The sequence below is a fragment of the Caenimonas terrae genome (assembly GCF_042655405.1).
In the GTDB taxonomy this organism is placed as follows: Bacteria; Pseudomonadota; Gammaproteobacteria; order Burkholderiales; family Burkholderiaceae_C; genus Ramlibacter; species Ramlibacter terrae_A.
In genome coordinates this window covers 327,570-342,433 of the sequence record NZ_JBHSMF010000010.1, presented here as the reverse complement: position 1 = coordinate 342,433, position 14,864 = coordinate 327,570, and the positions used below count along the sequence as shown (strand labels likewise).

General features: G+C 70.7%; 20 protein-coding genes. 12 read left to right on the top strand and 8 right to left on the bottom strand.

The features are described 5' to 3' along the window. The 5 genes from ACFPOE_RS20890 to ACFPOE_RS20870 all read left to right on the top strand — a co-directional run. The coding region (locus ACFPOE_RS20890; protein ID WP_376852257.1) for a response regulator at window positions 1-739 on the top strand (739 nt) is incomplete at its 5' end. Next, window positions 736-1,833, top strand: a complete 1,098-nt coding sequence (locus ACFPOE_RS20885; protein ID WP_376852256.1) for a response regulator — start codon at window positions 736-738, stop codon at window positions 1,831-1,833. The genes ACFPOE_RS20890 and ACFPOE_RS20885, both read left to right, overlap by 4 nt. A gap of 72 nt (window positions 1,834-1,905) precedes the next feature. Next, window positions 1,906-2,085, top strand: a complete 180-nt coding sequence (locus ACFPOE_RS20880; RefSeq protein ID WP_376852255.1) for a hypothetical protein — start codon at window positions 1,906-1,908, stop codon at window positions 2,083-2,085. A 36-nt stretch (window positions 2,086-2,121) separates the two neighbouring features. Continuing rightward, window positions 2,122-2,517: a VOC family protein gene (locus ACFPOE_RS20875; RefSeq protein ID WP_376852254.1), complete on the top strand. Its 396-nt coding sequence runs from the start codon at window positions 2,122-2,124 to the stop codon at window positions 2,515-2,517. A 155-nt stretch (window positions 2,518-2,672) separates the two neighbouring features. Next, complete coding sequence (locus tag ACFPOE_RS20870; RefSeq protein ID WP_376852253.1) at window positions 2,673-4,757, top strand: PLL family lectin; 2,085 nt, start codon at window positions 2,673-2,675, stop codon at window positions 4,755-4,757. 16 nt (window positions 4,758-4,773) lie between these two features. Here the strand turns inward: ACFPOE_RS20870 and mnmH are convergent, their stop codons facing one another. Next, window positions 4,774-5,826, bottom strand: a complete 1,053-nt coding sequence (gene mnmH, locus ACFPOE_RS20865) for a tRNA 2-selenouridine(34) synthase MnmH (protein ID WP_376852252.1) — start codon at window positions 5,824-5,826, stop codon at window positions 4,774-4,776. Continuing rightward, window positions 5,823-6,464, bottom strand: a complete 642-nt coding sequence (locus tag ACFPOE_RS20860) for an arylesterase (RefSeq protein ID WP_376852251.1) — start codon at window positions 6,462-6,464, stop codon at window positions 5,823-5,825. Before ACFPOE_RS20860 ends, mnmH begins: the two co-directional genes overlap by 4 nt. Between ACFPOE_RS20860 and ACFPOE_RS20855 the strand changes: the two genes are divergently transcribed. Continuing rightward, window positions 6,463-7,149 carry an ABC transporter ATP-binding protein gene (locus ACFPOE_RS20855; protein WP_376852250.1) on the top strand — a complete coding sequence of 229 codons (687 nt, stop codon included), beginning with the start codon at window positions 6,463-6,465 and terminating at the stop codon, window positions 7,147-7,149. The two genes, ACFPOE_RS20860 and ACFPOE_RS20855, sit on opposite strands and share 2 nt — an antisense overlap. Before the next feature lie 29 nt (window positions 7,150-7,178). Further along, window positions 7,179-8,156, top strand: coding sequence for a Bug family tripartite tricarboxylate transporter substrate binding protein (locus ACFPOE_RS20850; RefSeq protein ID WP_376852249.1), 978 nt, complete (start codon window positions 7,179-7,181; stop codon window positions 8,154-8,156). A 36-nt stretch (window positions 8,157-8,192) separates the two neighbouring features. Here ACFPOE_RS20850 and ACFPOE_RS20845 read toward each other — a convergent pair whose 3' ends face one another. Next, entirely contained in the window at window positions 8,193-8,951 is a 759-nt protein-coding gene (locus tag ACFPOE_RS20845; RefSeq protein WP_376852248.1) for a DUF8082 domain-containing protein, read from the bottom strand. Window positions 8,952-9,005: 54 nt separating this feature from the next. On the opposite strand from ACFPOE_RS20845, the gene rlmB reads away from it, so the two are divergent. After that, complete coding sequence (gene rlmB / locus ACFPOE_RS20840; protein ID WP_376852247.1) at window positions 9,006-9,740, top strand: 23S rRNA (guanosine(2251)-2'-O)-methyltransferase RlmB; 735 nt, start codon at window positions 9,006-9,008, stop codon at window positions 9,738-9,740. Continuing rightward, window positions 9,737-10,450, top strand: coding sequence for an SIR2 family NAD-dependent protein deacylase (locus ACFPOE_RS20835; protein WP_376852246.1), 714 nt, complete (start codon window positions 9,737-9,739; stop codon window positions 10,448-10,450). The genes rlmB and ACFPOE_RS20835 overlap by 4 nt, the downstream gene beginning before the upstream one ends. On the opposite strand, the gene ACFPOE_RS20830 is transcribed toward ACFPOE_RS20835, so the two are convergent. Both ACFPOE_RS20830 and ACFPOE_RS20825 read right to left on the bottom strand, forming a co-directional pair. After that, a complete protein-coding gene (locus ACFPOE_RS20830) occupies window positions 10,451-11,404 on the bottom strand; it encodes an aldo/keto reductase (protein ID WP_376852245.1) in 954 nt (317 codons plus the stop codon). 40 nt (window positions 11,405-11,444) lie between these two features. Then, window positions 11,445-11,915 carry a DUF3237 domain-containing protein gene (locus tag ACFPOE_RS20825; protein ID WP_376852244.1) on the bottom strand — a complete coding sequence of 157 codons (471 nt, stop codon included), beginning with the start codon at window positions 11,913-11,915 and terminating at the stop codon, window positions 11,445-11,447. Between the two features lie 2 nt (window positions 11,916-11,917). Here ACFPOE_RS20825 and ACFPOE_RS20820 point away from each other — a divergent pair, with 2 nt between their 5' ends. The 3 genes from ACFPOE_RS20820 to ACFPOE_RS20810 all read left to right on the top strand — a co-directional run bounded on the left by ACFPOE_RS20820 (window position 11,918) and on the right by ACFPOE_RS20810 (window position 12,783). Continuing rightward, the gene (locus tag ACFPOE_RS20820; RefSeq protein ID WP_376852461.1) at window positions 11,918-12,157 is read left to right on the top strand and encodes a PaaI family thioesterase; all 240 of its coding nucleotides are present in this window, start codon (window positions 11,918-11,920) and stop codon (window positions 12,155-12,157) included. 111 nt (window positions 12,158-12,268) lie between these two features. After that, complete coding sequence (locus ACFPOE_RS20815) at window positions 12,269-12,580, top strand: hypothetical protein (protein ID WP_376852243.1); 312 nt, start codon at window positions 12,269-12,271, stop codon at window positions 12,578-12,580. Window positions 12,581-12,582: 2 nt separating this feature from the next. Beyond that, complete coding sequence (locus ACFPOE_RS20810; protein ID WP_376852242.1) at window positions 12,583-12,783, top strand: hypothetical protein; 201 nt, start codon at window positions 12,583-12,585, stop codon at window positions 12,781-12,783. A 3-nt stretch (window positions 12,784-12,786) separates the two neighbouring features. Here ACFPOE_RS20810 and ACFPOE_RS20805 read toward each other — a convergent pair whose 3' ends face one another. The 3 genes from ACFPOE_RS20805 to ACFPOE_RS20795 are packed head-to-tail and all read right to left on the bottom strand — an operon-like array spanning window position 12,787 to window position 14,859. Continuing rightward, on the bottom strand, window positions 12,787-13,356 hold the full coding sequence (locus tag ACFPOE_RS20805) for a chromate transporter (protein WP_376852241.1): 570 nt from the start codon (window positions 13,354-13,356) through the stop codon (window positions 12,787-12,789). Next, window positions 13,353-13,949 carry a chromate transporter gene (locus ACFPOE_RS20800; RefSeq protein WP_376852240.1) on the bottom strand — a complete coding sequence of 199 codons (597 nt, stop codon included), beginning with the start codon at window positions 13,947-13,949 and terminating at the stop codon, window positions 13,353-13,355. The genes ACFPOE_RS20805 and ACFPOE_RS20800 overlap by 4 nt, the downstream gene beginning before the upstream one ends. A gap of 7 nt (window positions 13,950-13,956) precedes the next feature. Further along, a complete protein-coding gene (locus tag ACFPOE_RS20795) occupies window positions 13,957-14,859 on the bottom strand; it encodes a DMT family transporter (protein WP_376852460.1) in 903 nt (300 codons plus the stop codon). Between the last annotated feature and the right edge of the window lie 5 nt (window positions 14,860-14,864).

The following is a 14,864-nucleotide window of genomic DNA, read 5'->3' as shown; positions in this document are numbered from 1 at the left end:
GGCGCGCAGCGCGCGCGCTGCGCGGCCGCTGCGCATCCTGCTGGCCGAGGACAACGCCACCAACCAGATCGTGGTCAAGGGCATGCTCAAGCTCGTGGGCTACGTCGACGTCACGGTGGTGGAGGACGGCCAGCAGGTGCTGGACGCGGTGCAGCGCGAGCACTACGACGCGATCCTGATGGATTGCCGGATGCCGGTGATGGACGGCTACGAGGCGGCTGCGCGGCTGCGCGCCGGCGGCTGGCGGCTGCCGATCATCGCCCTGACCGCCAACGTGTCGGAGGAGCAGCGGCAAAAGTGCCTGGCCGCCGGCATGGACGACTTCCTGTCCAAGCCGATGGAGGCTTCGCAGCTGGCGGCGATCCTCGACCGCTGGACGGCGCCGCCGGCCGAAGCGGTGTTTGCCGAACAGAAGGCGCTGGACCGGATGGACGGCGACGCCGAGCTGTTCCGGCAGGTGCTGGATTCCTTCATCGAGCTGGCGCCCAAGGTGCTGGAGAAGATCGCCGCCGCGCTGGCGGCCGACCAGGGCACCGACGTCCACCGGCACCTGCATTCGCTGGCCGGATCGGCCTCCATGGTCAGCGCCGAGGTGCTGGCCAAGCTGGCCCGCACGCTGGAGAAGCAGGCGCTGGAAGGCCACACCACCGGGCTCGAGCGCGGGCTGGCCGACCTCCGCGCCGCCTTCGACGAATTCCTGCACGCGAGTGCAACCACCATCAAGGACCGCGCCCTATGACGAACCCCCTGGTGCCGCCGCCCGGCAACGACAACCCTGCCTCGATCCTGGTGATCGAGGACGACCCGATCCAGCGCCTGGCGGTAGTCGGCATCCTGCAGCGCGTGGGCCACCGCGTGCTGTGGGCGGTCGACGGCGAGCAGGGCCTGGACATGGCGCGGCAGGCGCGCCCGGACCTGATCGTGTGCGACGTCGTGATGCCGGGCATGAACGGCTACCAGCTGGTGTCGTCGCTGCGCCAGGAGGCCGGCCTGGCCGAGGTGCCGGTCATCATGCTCACGACCATGACCGAGCGCGCGCAGGTCCGGGTCGGGATGACCTCGGGCGCCGACGACTACCTGGCCAAGCCGCTGAACGCGGCCGAACTGCGCGAGGCGGTCACCTCGCTGCTGAACCGGCGCAAGTCGCGGCGCGAGGAGATCGTCGGCGAGATCAAGGACAAGTTCCTGGCCGCGCTGGAGGGCCAGAAGCAGTCGCTGGCCAACCTCTACGAGCAGCGCCTGTTCAAGGAACTGAACAGCCGCTGGGAGGATAGCGGCCGCTACAACGAGGCGCTGGACTATCCCGATGCCATCGTGCTGGCGGTGGACCTGTTCTCCTCGATCCTGCAGCGCCAGTCGCCCAGCGACGACCTGGCGGCCGCCGTGCGGCAGGGCTACCAGAACGCCCGCGACACGCTCTACCTGTTCGGCGCCCGCCACCTGGTGCCGCAGGGCGACAGCCTGCTGGCGGTGTTCGTGCCGGTGGAGGGAGCCGACGTGGCGGCGTTCCGCCTGCGGGCCCTGCGCGGCGCGCTGGCGCTGGTCAAGGCCGGCGCCACCGACAGCGGCATGACGGTAGCGCTGCACGTCGGTCCGGCCACGCTGGTGCACGTGACGGATCCGCTGCACGGCGATGCCGGCAGCGTGTTGACCGGCGACACCGCGCCGGCCGCCGCCGCGCTGCAACAGTTTGCCCGCGAATCGAAGTGGCGGGTGGCCTGTTCGCGGCTCCTGCTGGAGGGCCTGCAGGGCCAGGTGGTCACCGGCGGCGCGGCCACGGTCAGCACCGGCGGGCTGGAACTGCCCTGCGTGGAAGTGCTGTCGCTGACATGAGCCGGCACCATTTCCAACCGGGCTGCAGATGGCTTACAGTGCTCCCATCTGACTAACCTAACGGAACTGCCTGTGGCCACACCAAATTACGGATACGAGAAGCGGCAGAAGGAACTGGCCAAGAAGCGCAAGAAGGAAGACAAGCTCAAGGCCAAGAGCGAGCGCAAGACCGGCGAAGGCGAGGGCAGCGGACAGGACGGCCAGCAGGACGACAACACGCCACCGGCCGGCGGGACGCCGACGCCCGGCTGATCCCCATCAAAAGACGCATCGCACTGGAGCAACTCCATGGATCCCGTCGTTCACTTCGAGATGCCCTACGACGACCAGCAGCGCATGGCCGCGTTCTACCGGCAGGCGTTCGGCTGGCAGACCCAGGCGCTGGGCCAGGAGATGGGCAACTACGTGCTGGCCGTGACGGCCGACTCGGGCCCGGCCGGCCCGCTCAAGCCCGGCGCGATCAACGGCGGCTTCTTTCCCCGCAAGGCCGACTGGCCGGACCAGCATCCGTCGGTGGTGATCGCGGTGCAGGACGCTGCCGCCGCCATGGAGAAGGTGCGCCAGGCCGGCGGCCAGGTGCTGGGCGAGCCGATGGACATTCCCGGCGTTGGCCGGTACGTGTCGTTCCGCGACACCGAGGGCAACCGCGCCAGCCTGCTGCAGCCGCTGCCGCGGCAATCCTGATCGTGCGGGCGCCGCCCGCCATGCGTCCCCAGAGCTGAGGAACCAATCGACGCGGCGCAACCGTGCGTCCATCGATTGCGGGTTGGCGGCGCTTTCGCAGCGCCGGACAGTGCTCCTGCGCGCCAGCCGTTGCTGGTTCACACAGGAGATCCGCCATGCCGCGTCCGTTCTTGCAATCGGGAACAGTCCTCTGGGCCAATGGCCTGCCGGCCCAGGGAATCGAAGTCAAGTTGTTCGATCGCGACTCGACCAGCAGCGACGACGACCTCACCACGCAGGTGGGTCGCTCGAACGCTGCCGGCGAGTTCAGCTTCTGGTGCGACCGCGCCCGCGCGATCGACACGGTGCCGGTGACGCAATCGCTGCGGGTCTGGGATTTCGGCGACCCGTGGGCGCACCCGCCGCGCGCACCGGGGTGGACCACCAAGACCGTGACGGTGCAGGTGCCCGACCTCAACGACGGCTACGAACCCTACCTGCAGTTCCGCTACCAGCTGTTCGGGCAGCAGCGCCAGTTCACAGCTAACGTGCAGTTCGGCCAGAACGTCTACCGGCTGCCCGACGTCGGCGTCGGCTTCCGGCAGAACTTCGACGCGACTGGCAACGGCGCCGGCGAGTTTCATGCGCTGGTCCATCGCCAGGCCCGGACCGGCCGAGCGCCGCGGCTGTGGGTGGCGCGCCAGACCGAGCCCGACGTGCTGGGCAGCTGGAAGAGCATCGACGGCGACCTGTCTGCGGACACGCCGCTGGCGGTCGCACGCAATGCCGACGGCAGGCTGGAGATCTTCGCGCGGTCTGCTTCCGGTGCGCTGGTGCACTGCTGGCAGGGCAATCCCACCGGCGACTTCGGCGGCTGGTCCTCGCTGGATGGCGAGCTGCCGCCCGACGCGCCGATCGCAGCCGCTGCCAATGCCGACGGCCGGCTCGAGGTGTTCGTGCGCGGCACCGACAACGCGGTCTGGAGCCGGCGGCAGACCGCCCCCAATTCGGGCTGGGGCGCCTGGAACTCGCTGGCCGGCGCGGTGCCGCCCGGCGGCGACGTGGTCGTCGCCACCAACGGCGATGGGCGCCTCGAACTGTTCGCCCACGCCCCGGACGGCACCATCCGCCACTGCTGGCAGCGCACGCCCGGCGGCGCCTGGAGCGACTGGGCGGCCCTGGCCGGCGGCCTGCTGGTGACCGGGCCGCTGGCGGTCGCGCGCAACCAGGACGGCCGGCTGGAGGTCTTTGCGCAGGGCCTGGACGGCGCCGTCTGGCACAACTGGCAGACCGCACCCAACAGCGGCTGGAGCGGCTGGTCGTCGCTCGGCGGGCTGTGGATCGGCAACGGCCTGCTGGCCGGCAGCAACCGCGACGGCCGGATCGAGGTGTTTGCGCACGGGATGGACCGCAACCTCTATCACGCGTGGCAGCGTACGCCCAACGGCGGCTGGAGCAACTGGGAGTCGCTGGGCTGCTACGTCCACCCGGACAGCGCCGGCATTCCCGAATTCGGCTACCGGGCCGCGCTGGGGCGCTGGTCCAACGGCGCCCTGCAGGCCTATCAGGACACGCTGGCCTCCAACCAGCCGGTCGCGGTCCGCGGACAGGTCAGCAGCGGATGGACGGCCTGGGACCGCTTGCCGCAGCTGGAGGTGATGGACGCTCCACCCCAGCGCCCGCCCGCGCCCACGCTCAACAGCCTGGCGCCGGGCGACGGCTTCCTGGATGTCTCGTGGGCCGCGGTGGCCGGCGCCACCGGCTACAAGGTCGGCTACGGCACCGAGCAGTCAGCGATCTACGCCGGCGCTGCGGACGCGGGTAACGCCACCGGCGTGCGGCTGGCGCCGCTGTCCAACGGCACGCGCTACTGGGTGTCGGTGCGCGCCAGCAATGCTGCGGGTGAAAGCGCGTTCTCGAACCAGCTGAGCGCGACGCCGAACGGGCCGCGCTCGGGCATTGCCGACACGGTGCTCGCCGATGCGGGAACCAATCCGCCGACGCCGAGCGCCTACCAGGCGTTCAGCATCTACTACACGCTGACCAATCGCGGCAACCGGCCGACCGGGCCGTTCTCGCTGCGCATCGAGCGCGACGCGGGGGGCGACACGGCGGGAACGTCGATCTTCAACTACGGCTCGCTCGGCCCGGGCGAATCGGTGAGCGGAACCGACTACGCGCCTGCCATGCGTGGCGGGGCGCACTTCTGGAACTTCTTCATCGGCGACCGGCAGGTGGGCGACCTCGCCCGGATCACCTAGCAGCCGCCGGCGCGGCTCAGGCCACCAGCGCGCGGGCCAGGTCGTCCATCGCCGCCGGCGAGCGGTCGGCCGGCACCAGCGCCTGCGCCGTGCCGTACTGCTTGAAGTTGCGCTCGATCGAGGCCGCATAGCCCGGGTCGTAGTGCTGCAGCAGCAGCTCGCGCACCACGGGTTCGACGTCGCCGGCGCGCACCTGCGCCTGCCAGCCCTGCACCACGGCCTTGCCGCGCAGCATCACCAGCGCATCCAGCCGCTCGCAAAACAACTCCGGGTCGGCGACGAAGAAGGCGTAGTCCTCCAGCAGCAGCTTGACGCGCTCGTCGTCGGGCAACTGCAGGTCCAGGCAGGGGCTGGCCCGCATCGCCTCGATCAGCGCTTGCGGCACCGCCAGGTTGCCCACCTTCTTGCTCTCGCTCTCGATGAAGACCGGCCGCGCCGGATCGAACAGGCGCAGCTTGTCCCACACCAGGGTGTCGAAGCGTTTCTGGCCCGGCTGCACCTGGCCCGGCACCAGGCCCAGCACCGAGCTGCGGTGGCTGGCCAGGTCCTCCAGGTCCAGCACCTGGGCGCCGGCGCGCTCCAGCGCCTGCAGCAGGCGCGTCTTGCCCGAGCCGGTGGGACCGCAGACCACCCGGTACTGGTGGCGCCGCGCCTGCTGCGGCAGGTCCGCCAGCACCGCGGTGCGAAAGGCCTTGTAGCCGCCCTCGATCACCGAGACCTTGAAGCCGATCTGGTCCAGCACCAGCGCCAGCGAGCCGCTGCGCTTGCCGCCGCGCCAGCAGTACACCAGCGGCTGCCAGCCCTTGGGGGTGTCGATCAGCTCGCGCTCGATGTGGCGGGCGATGTTGGCGGCGGCGATGGCGGCGCCGCGCTTCCTGGCCTCGAACGGATTGACCTGCACGTAGATGGTGCCGATGCGGTGCCGCTCCTCGTCGTTGAGCGTGGGCCAGTTGAGCGCGCCCGGCAGCCGGTCCTCGGCGTATTCGGCTTCGCTGCGGGCGTCGATCACCGCGCTGAATTCGGCCAGCCGGGCGATCGCGTCGGCCGCGGCAATGAGTTGCACCGTCACTTGAGCAGCTTCTTCAGTTCCGGCCAGACGTTGGCCAGCATCTGCGGATGCGCCTCGGCCACCGGGTGGATGCGGTCGGCCTGGAACATGCGCGCCGGGTCGTCGGCGTCGGCCACGCCCTTGAGCAGGAAGGGCACCAGCGCCGCCTTGGTCTTCTTGGCCACCGACGCGAACAGGCCGGCGAAGCGCTTGCTGTAGTCGGTGCCGTAGTTGGGCGGCACCTGCATCCCCACCAGCAGCACCTTGGCGCCAGATTGCTGCGCCGCGCGGGTCATCTGGACCAGGTTGTCCTCCGTCATGGGCAGCGGCAGGCCGCGCAGGGCGTCGTTGCCGCCCAGCTCGATCACCACCACGTCCGGCTTGTTCTTGGCCAGCAGCGCCGGCAGGCGCGAGCGCCCGCCCGAGGTGGTCTCCCCGCTGATGCTGGCGTTGACCACGTGCGCCGCGATTTTTTCGGCCGCCAGCCGGTTTTCCAGCAGCGCCACCCAGCCGCTGCCGCGCTTCAGGCCATACTCGGCGCTCAGCGAGTCGCCCAGCACGAGGATGCTCCTGTCGCCCGCGGCGAGCGCCGGCGCCAGTGCCCCGACTGCAAAAGCCGCCGCAATCCAGCTGCGGCGCGTCCAACCACCCAAAACCATGTCTGATCCCATCATTTCCGTCGAGCACGTCTACAAGTCGGTGACCGACTCGACCGGCACCCTCGACATTCTGCGTGATATCGACTTCGCGCTGGCCGCCAGGGAGACGGCGGCCATCGTCGGCGCCTCCGGCTCCGGCAAGAGCACGCTGCTGTCGATCATCGCCGGCCTGGACACGCCCACCCGCGGCACCGTGCGGCTGGCCGGCCAGGACCTGTTCGCGATCGGCGAGGACGACCGGGCGGCGCTGCGGGCGCAGAAGGTCGGCTTCGTGTTCCAGAGCTTCCAGCTGATGGGCAACCTGACGGCGCTGGAAAACGTGATGCTGCCGCTGGAACTGGCGGGCCGGCGCGACTCGCGCAAGGCGGCCGCAGAGATGCTGGCGCGGGTGGGCCTGTCGCAGCGCCTGGGCCACTATCCCAAGGTGCTGTCCGGCGGCGAGCAGCAGCGGGTGGCGCTGGCCCGCGCCTTCGTCGTGCAGCCGGCCGTGCTGCTGGCCGACGAACCCACCGGCAGCCTGGACTTCGCCACCGGCGAGACCGTGATGGAACTGATGTTCGACCTGAACCGCGAACTGGGCACCACGCTGGTCCTGGTCACGCACGACCAGGCCATCGCGGCCCGCTGCGAACACCGCATTACCATCGAGGCCGGCCGCATCAGCCAGCCGGCCGCGCCGCGCTGATTCCAATCATTCCCCAGGAGACCCACAAGATGCCCAAGACTGCAGTTTTACGCGCGCTGGCCCTCGGGCTGGCGGCCGCCGTCGGCGCCGGCGCCGCCCTCGCGCAGGCCTTTCCGTCCAAGCCGGTGCGCATCATCGTGCCGCAGACGCCCGGCGGCGCCTCCGACGCGCTGGCCCGCGTGATCGGCCAGAAGCTGTCCGAGCGCTGGGGCCAGCCGGTGATCGTGGAAAACAAGCCGGGCGCGGGCGGCAACGTCGGCACCGACTACGTCGCCAAGTCGCCGGCCGACGGCTACACGCTCCTCATGAGTTACGTCGGCACGCAGGCCATCAACGGCAGCGTGTACAAGAGCCTGAGCTACGACCCGTACAAGGACTTCGCGCCGGTCGCCACGCTGGCGACGGTGCCGTTCGCGCTGGTGGTCAACCAGAACTTCCCGGCCAAGACGGCGCCCGAACTGATCGCCTATGCCAAGGCCCATCCGGGCGACGTCCATTTCGGCTCGGCCGGCAACGGGTCCCTGAACCACCTGCTGGGCGAGATGGTCAACATGAACCAGGGCGTGAAGCTGGTCCACGTGCCGTACAAGGGCGCGGCCGGGGCGCTGACCGACACCATCGGCGGCCAGATCCAGATGACCTTCACCAGCCTGCCGTCGGTGGTGGGGCACATCCGCAACGACAAGGTCAGGGCGATTGCCGTGACCGGCTCCAAGCGCTCCGCCGCCTTTCCCAACCTGCCGACCTTCGCCGAAGCCGGCATCGGCGGGCTGGAACTGAGCCCCTGGTTCGGCCTGCTGGCGCCGGCCGGCACGCCCGAGCCGATCGTCAGGAAGATGAACGCCGACATCGGCGAGCTGCTGCATGACAAGGACGTGCTCGAGAAATTCGCGCAGATCGGTGCCGACCCCTACGTCACGCAGCCGGAGCAGTTCGCCCGCATCCTGCAGGACGACATCCACAAGTGGTCCCTGGTGGTGAAGGCCTCGGGCGCGCGGATCGACTGAGCGCGCCGGCCCGGCCTGGCCGGGCATGACGCCAGCTTAGAAGCGGCGATCCGGCAAGGCCCGCTGCAGCGCCTGCAGGAACACCTCGCGCTGCTGCGGATGGGCGACACCGGCGGCGACCGCCGCGACGAAGTCCTGCAGGGTGGCGCGGCGCTCGATCTCGTCCTGCATCAGCGGCACGGCGGCGGCGCCGATGAAGCGGTGCAGGGTGTGCTCGATGACGTCCAGCTCCGACGGCGTGATGTCCATCTGGCGGGTCGCGTCCGACCGGGCCGCCGTCCGGATCGGCGCCGCGTAGAGCCGCACCGCCCTGGACTGGCCGCGGCTGAAGGCGGCGAAGCGGCCGGCCAGCGCCGGGTCCAGCTGCGACAGCAGCTGGTGGTAGCTGTGGGAGACCACCACCTCGTTGGGTTCGGCCCGGTCGCGGATCTCGATCGCGTGGTGGATGCCCTCGCCAGTGACGTGCAGGTGGTCGTGGGGGTCGGCGGCGACCTGCACCGGACCGATGTTCAGCGCCACCCGCACCGACAGCTGTGCGCCCGGGTGCCGGGCAACCTCGTCGCGCAGCCGCATGGCGGCACGCAGGCCGTCCTGCGGATCGCTGACGAAGCAGACCACCGCGGTGCTGCCGGATTCCACCGCCAGCCGTCCTTCTTCCGGCAATTTCTGCAAGGCGCTGGCCAGCAGGCCCTGGACCCGCTGCTTGAGCACCGCGGCGTCAGGTTGCGGGGCGCCCGCGGCCACGGCCACGTCCAGCAGCATGACCGTGCACTGGGGGATGAGGCGCGCCGGCATTGGATGATTCTATACATGAGCTGAGCTTTGCGCCGCACCGGATAATCGACGGATATGTCTGCTCCCAAAGTCCTGTTCGGATTCCACGCGGTCGGCGTCCGCCTGAAAACTGCCCCGCGCTCCATCGTCGAGATCTACCACGACCCGGCCCGCCGCGACGCCCGCATGCGCCAGTTCATCGAGCGCGCCGCCGAGGCCGGCGTGCGCCTGATCGAGGCCGACGGCGTGCGGCTGGCCAAGCTGGCCGGCAGCCACGGCCACCAGGGCGTGGCCGCCCGGGTGGAGGCGCTGCCGCAGGCCCATTCGCTGGACGACCTGCTGGACGCGATCCAGGGGCCGCCGCTGCTGCTGGTGCTCGATGGCGTGACCGATCCGCACAACCTGGGCGCCTGCCTGCGGGTGGCCGACGGCGCCGGCGCCCATGCCGTGATCGCGCCCAAGGACCACGCGGCCGGCATCAATGCGACCGTCGCCAAGGTCGCCAGCGGGGCGGCCGAGACCGTGCCGTATTTCATGGTGACCAACCTGGCCCGCACCATGAACGAATTGAAGGAGCGCAGCATCTGGTGCATCGGCACCAGCGACGACGCGCCGCAGACCATCTTCCAGGCCGACCTCAAGGGGCCGCTGGCGCTGGTGCTGGGGGCGGAAGGCGAGGGCATGCGCCAGCTCACGCGCAAGACCTGCGACGCGCTGGTCAGCATCCCGATGCGCGGCGCGGTGGAAAGCCTGAACGTGTCGGTGGCCAGCGGCATCTGCCTGTACGAGGCGGTGCGCCAGCGCACATGAACGGCGAGGTGCGCGGCTGGATCGCCGCGGCGCCGTCGATCGTGGTGCTCACCGGCGCCGGCATCAGCGCGGAGTCCGGTGTGCCCACCTTCCGCGATGCGCTGACCGGCCTGTGGGCGAAGTTCGATCCTGCGCAGCTGGCCACCGAAGCAGCGTTTCGCGCCGACCCGCGCCTGGTGTGGGACTGGTACGCGGCGCGGCGCGAGATGATCGCGCGGGTCGAGCCCAACGCCGGCCACCTGGCGCTGGCGCAGTTCCAGCAGCGCCACCCGGGCCGCCTGACCCTCATCACCCAGAACGTCGACGGCCTGCACCAGCGGGCCGGGAGCACCGGCGTGCTGGCGCTGCACGGCAACATCGCGCAGGACCGCTGGCTGGACCCGCCGCGCGGTTGCTGCCGCGACGACCACGTGATCCCCGGCCGGCCGCCCTCGTGCGGCGTCTGCGGCAACCTGCGCCGGCCGGCCGTGGTCTGGTTCGGCGAGGCGCTGCCGCTGGACGCCCTGACCGCGGCGGAGCGGGCGGCCGACCGCTGCGACCTGATGCTGGTGGTCGGCACCTCCGGCGTGGTCTATCCGGCGGCCGGCCTGGCGCGGCGGACGCGGGGCAGGGTGGTGGTCCTCAACCCGGAGCCGACGGAGCTCGACGCCGCGGGCGCGGTGCTGCGCGGCAAGGCGGCGCAGCTGCTGCCGCAACTGCTCGCCGATTGACTATTGCGCGCTGGCCTGGTCCAGCAGCGCGATGTCCTCGGCCGACACCTTGATGCGGGTGGCCTGCTCCAGCTCCGCCACCTGTTCCAGCGAGGTGGCGCTGGCGATCGGCGCGGTCACGGCCGGCTGGGTGAGCAACCAGGCGATCGCCACCTGTCCGGGCCGGCTGCGGGTGCGTGCCGCCACCGTGTCCAGCGCTGCCAGGATCTTCAGGCCGCGTTCGTTGAGGTACTTGTCGACCGTGCCCTGGCCGCGCTGGCTCTTGCTGGCATCGGCCGGCTTGCGGTACTTGCCGGTGAGGAAGCCGGCGGCCAGCGCGTAGAAGCTGATCACGCCGACGCCCTGCGCCCGGCACAGCGGGGCCAGCTCTTTTTCGAACACCGCGCGGTCGTACAGGTTGTACAGCGGCTGCAGGCTTTCGTAGCGCGGCAGGCCGAGCCGTTCGCTGGTGTCCAGCGCCTGCTGCAGCCGCGGCGCGCTGTAGTTGGAGGCGCCGAGCACGCGCACCTTGCCTTCCTTGACCAGCGAGGCGAAGGCCTCCAGCGTTTCGTCCAGCGGCGTCGATTCGTCGTCCTTGTGCGCCTGGTAGAGGTCGATGCGGTCGGTCTGCAGCCGGCGCAGCGAGTCTTCGACCGCCTGGCGGATGTAGGCGGCCTTCAAGCCCACCTTGCCGTCGCCCATGTCCATGCCGACCTTGGTGGCCAGGATCACGCGGTCGCGCTTGCCGCTGGCCTTGAGCCATTTGCCGATCACGGTTTCCGATTCGCCGCCCACGTGGCCGGGCGCCCAGCGCGAATAGACGTCGGCGGTGTCGACGAAGTTGAAGCCGGCATCCAGCCAGGCGTCGAGGATGGAGAACGAGGTGGCTTGGTCGGCGGTCCAGCCGAACACGTTGCCGCCCAGGCAGAGCGGCGACACCTTCAGAGAGGATCGCCCGAGGGTCCGGTAGTCCATGGTGGGTCCTTGCAATGGAAGAAGAGAAAAGTCGCCGGGCTCAGCCCAGTTGCCAGAAGCGCATCACCACCTTGTCCGGGTGGCGCGCGCCGGTGCCGACGAACATGCGCTCGGTGATCCAGCGCAGCGAGGCCGATGCCGTCTCGAAGCCGGGGCTGCAGCGGAAGTAGATCTGCGCCGGATCGACCGGCTCGCCGCGCACCAGCTTCGCCATCAGGTCGGGCGGGCCGCTGCGGATGGCGCGGTTTTGCACGTAGATCAGTTCGCCGGCGTCGGTTTCCAGGCAGTAGCGGGCATCGAGCTCGGCCAGCGTGTCCGTGACCAGCAGCTGGAAATCGGCGCCGCCGGGCAGCACGCGGGCCCGCCAGCCCTGGCCCACGGCCTCGCCGCCGAGGATCGGGATGAGCCGCCGGCGGCCGCGCGCCGTCATCCCCACTTCCTGCGGCCGGTCCACCAGCACGGAGAGGTCGGCGAAGAACTGCAGCTGCGGCGGTACGAGGTCGGTGGTCATGACTGGATTATCGGACGGGCCCGGCGCTGTTCCCGGATGCTGGACCTGGGGCCGGGCAAGCGCACCACACCACCGATTCCTGCACCAAGTTCATCGCCGGCGCCCGCGCCGGCACCGTCGTCACCGGCGAATGCCTGGCGTTGCACCGCGGCCGCACCACCCACGTGTGGCAGACCATGGTGCGCAACGCCGAGGGCAGGCTGTGCGCCGCGGTCACCCGGACGCAGCTTATCCTTGAGTGATTTCCGAGACAGCCGAGTGTTGCAGCCAGACGCCGCATCCGGCGCCGCGCCGCCCGAATTGCGGGTTTTCGCGCGCCGATCGGCAAGAATGGCCAGGGGAGGCAAACCGCCATGAGAAACATCATCGTCGTCCTGCTGCTGGCCGCAGTGGCGTGGTTCGGCTGGGGCAAGTACCAGGACCGGGTCCATGCCCAGCGCGAAGCGGAACTGGCCAGCCAGCCGGCCAAGAAGAAGGTCGCGCCCCTGCCGGCCGCCAGGCCGGGCGATCCGGCCGTTTCCTTCTTCACCTGCGACGGCCGCACGTCCTGCAAGCAAATGACGTCGTGCGAGGAAGCGCGCTACTTCATCAAGACCTGTCCGGGCTTCAACAGCGGCGTGTCCGGCGAGGAGGCCTCCTGCGAAAACCAGTGGTGCCGCAAGTAGCCATGGAAGCCAGACGCCTGCGGGTCGGCCAGCCGATCACCCCCGAAGAATTCGACGAGCTGAGTGACGAGCAGCTGGTGCGGCTGGTGCCGCGCGCCTACCGCGAGTTCTTTCCCGGCAAGGACTTCTGCGCCGACGGCCATTTCTACCTGCACGACGGCAGCGCGTGGTGCTTCTTTCGCGGCGACCTGCTCGACCAGTAGCAGCTACACCAGGCCGAACCATCCCAGCAGCGCGCCCGCGCCCAGCAGCCACAGCAGGTGCAGCCGGGTGCGCCAGACGATCAGCGCGGTGACGCCGGTCACCAGCCACAGCGGCCAGTTGCGCGCCGCGTAGTTGCCGCCGGTGGCCAGGATCCAGCCGGTGGCGATCAGCAGGGCCACCACGATCGGCGCCATGCCCTGCTTGAAGGCGCGCACGCCGCGCAGGTGGCGGTTGGCCTGGCTCCAGCGCGCCGCCACGTAGGTGAGCGTGGTGCTGGGCAGCAGGATGCCGGTCATCGCCACCGTCAGGCCCAGGGCCGCCAGCGGCAGGCCGCCGGCGTTCAGGCCGACGTTCCATCCCATCAGCGCGACGAACAGCACGTTGGGGCCGGGCGCCGACTGGGCGATGGCGATCGAGGCGCTGAACTGCGGGTCGCTCAGCCAGTGCCGGCCGTCGACCAGGAAGCGGTGCATGTCGGGCGCGGTGGTGATGGCGCCGCCCACCGACAGCAGGGACAGGGTGGCGAAGTGCAGGAGCAGGTCCAGCCACTCGCGCAGGCTCAGCGCCGTCATGGCGCGATCTTTCGCCAGGTCAGCACGCAGCCGATCCCGCCCAGTCCCAGCAGCACCCAGATCAGCGGCCAGCGCAGCAGCGCGATCGCCACGAAGGTCGCCACCCCCAGCAGCGCGCACAGCGGCGCGCCCAGCGGGTGCCTGCCCAATGCCGCCGACAGCTTCAGCCCGGTGGCGGTGATCAGGCCGGCGGCGACCGCCCCCATGCCGCGCAGCGCGCCGGCCACCTGCGGATTGCCGGCGAAATGCGCATGGACCAGCGCCAGCACGATGACGACGAACAGCGGCGCCGCCAGCATGCCGGCCACCGCCGTCATGGCGCCGCGAAAGCCGAAGTAGCGCGCGCCGATGCCCACCGCCAGGTTGATCACGTTGGGCCCCGGCATGATCTGGGCCACCGACCATTCCTCGACGAATTCCTCGCGCGTCATCCAGCGCTTCTTTTCGACCAGTTCGCGCTGCACCACGGCCAGCACGCCGCCGAAGCCCTGCAGGGCCAGCAGGGTGAAGGAAACGAAGAGGTCGGAGAGGGACTTTGGCTGCTCGCGCTGCGCGGGCTCGGCCGCCAGCGGCGCTGCGGGGGGAGACATCATGCGCCGATTATCCTTGCCCGCGCGGCGCCGGCCGGGTCGCCAGCGCCAGCCCGAGCGCGATCAGCGCCAGCGCCGCGCCGGACCACGGCGTGAACGGCTCGTGCAGCAGCCATGCGCCGAGCAACGCCGCGGTGACGGGATTGAGCGCGAGGAACACCGTCACCCGCGTCGGCGACTCGTGCTTGAGCGCGTACAGCCAAAGGAAGTAGCCGATGTCGCTGGACAGGCCGATGAAGCCGACCACGGCCCAGGCCGTGCCGCCCAGGCCCGCGACGCGCGCCGGCCAGCCCTCGGACAGCGCCAGCAGGGCCAGCACCGCAACCGACGCCAGCATCGCGAACGCCGACACCGGCACCGTGGGATAGCGCTGCAGGTAGGGCCGGTACAGGACGCTGCACAGCGCGCCGGTGGCGGCCGCGCCGGCGATCGCCAGTTCGCCCCACCAGCCGGCGCCGGCGGCCGGCGCGGCGTCGAGCTTGGGCACCAGCGACAGGGCGACCCCGGCCATCGACAGCAGTACGCCGAGCAGCAGCGCGGGCGTCACCCGCTCGCGCCCCAGCGCCGCCGCCAGCAGCAGCGTGAGCAGCGGGAACAGGCTGAAGATCATCGCCGCCTGCGCTGCGCCCACCTGCTGCAGGCCGTAATTGAGCAGGGCGATCAGCACGCCGAACTGGCCGATGCCCAGCGCCGCCATCGTCAGCAGGTCGTTGCCGAACGAGCGGCCGGCCGGCCCCGTGCCGGCGCCCACGGCGTCCCTGCGGCGCAGCGCGCCCCAGGCGAACGGCAGCAGGCACAGGAAGCCGACCGCGTAGCGCAGCATCGCCAGCGTCAGCGGCGGCACCTCGGCCACCACGAAGCGCGAGGCCACGATCGCGGCGCCGACCTGCACGCCGGCGCCTGCCGCCGCCAGCAGCG

What these genes read in the sequence shown, in the direction of transcription:
- ACFPOE_RS20885 (WP_376852256.1), top strand. Translation starts at nt 736, where the DNA reads ATGACGAACCCCCTGGTGCCGCCGCCCGGCAACGACAACCCTGCCTCG.
- ACFPOE_RS20855 (WP_376852250.1), top strand. Translation starts at nt 6,463, where the DNA reads ATGTCTGATCCCATCATTTCCGTCGAGCACGTCTACAAGTCGGTGACC.
- ACFPOE_RS20875 (WP_376852254.1), top strand. Translation starts at nt 2,122, where the DNA reads ATGGATCCCGTCGTTCACTTCGAGATGCCCTACGACGACCAGCAGCGC.
- rlmB (WP_376852247.1), top strand. Translation starts at nt 9,006, where the DNA reads ATGTCTGCTCCCAAAGTCCTGTTCGGATTCCACGCGGTCGGCGTCCGC.
- ACFPOE_RS20815 (WP_376852243.1), top strand. Translation starts at nt 12,269, where the DNA reads ATGAGAAACATCATCGTCGTCCTGCTGCTGGCCGCAGTGGCGTGGTTC.
- ACFPOE_RS20860 (WP_376852251.1), bottom strand. Translation starts at nt 6,464, where the DNA reads ATGGTTTTGGGTGGTTGGACGCGCCGCAGCTGGATTGCGGCGGCTTTT.
- ACFPOE_RS20805 (WP_376852241.1), bottom strand. Translation starts at nt 13,356, where the DNA reads ATGACGGCGCTGAGCCTGCGCGAGTGGCTGGACCTGCTCCTGCACTTC.
- ACFPOE_RS20835 (WP_376852246.1), top strand. Translation starts at nt 9,737, where the DNA reads ATGAACGGCGAGGTGCGCGGCTGGATCGCCGCGGCGCCGTCGATCGTG.
- ACFPOE_RS20825 (WP_376852244.1), bottom strand. Translation starts at nt 11,915, where the DNA reads ATGACCACCGACCTCGTACCGCCGCAGCTGCAGTTCTTCGCCGACCTC.
- ACFPOE_RS20870 (WP_376852253.1), top strand. Translation starts at nt 2,673, where the DNA reads ATGCCGCGTCCGTTCTTGCAATCGGGAACAGTCCTCTGGGCCAATGGC.
- ACFPOE_RS20800 (WP_376852240.1), bottom strand. Translation starts at nt 13,949, where the DNA reads ATGATGTCTCCCCCCGCAGCGCCGCTGGCGGCCGAGCCCGCGCAGCGC.
- ACFPOE_RS20830 (WP_376852245.1), bottom strand. Translation starts at nt 11,404, where the DNA reads ATGGACTACCGGACCCTCGGGCGATCCTCTCTGAAGGTGTCGCCGCTC.
- ACFPOE_RS20810 (WP_376852242.1), top strand. Translation starts at nt 12,583, where the DNA reads ATGGAAGCCAGACGCCTGCGGGTCGGCCAGCCGATCACCCCCGAAGAA.
- ACFPOE_RS20850 (WP_376852249.1), top strand. Translation starts at nt 7,179, where the DNA reads ATGCCCAAGACTGCAGTTTTACGCGCGCTGGCCCTCGGGCTGGCGGCC.
- ACFPOE_RS20845 (WP_376852248.1), bottom strand. Translation starts at nt 8,951, where the DNA reads ATGCCGGCGCGCCTCATCCCCCAGTGCACGGTCATGCTGCTGGACGTG.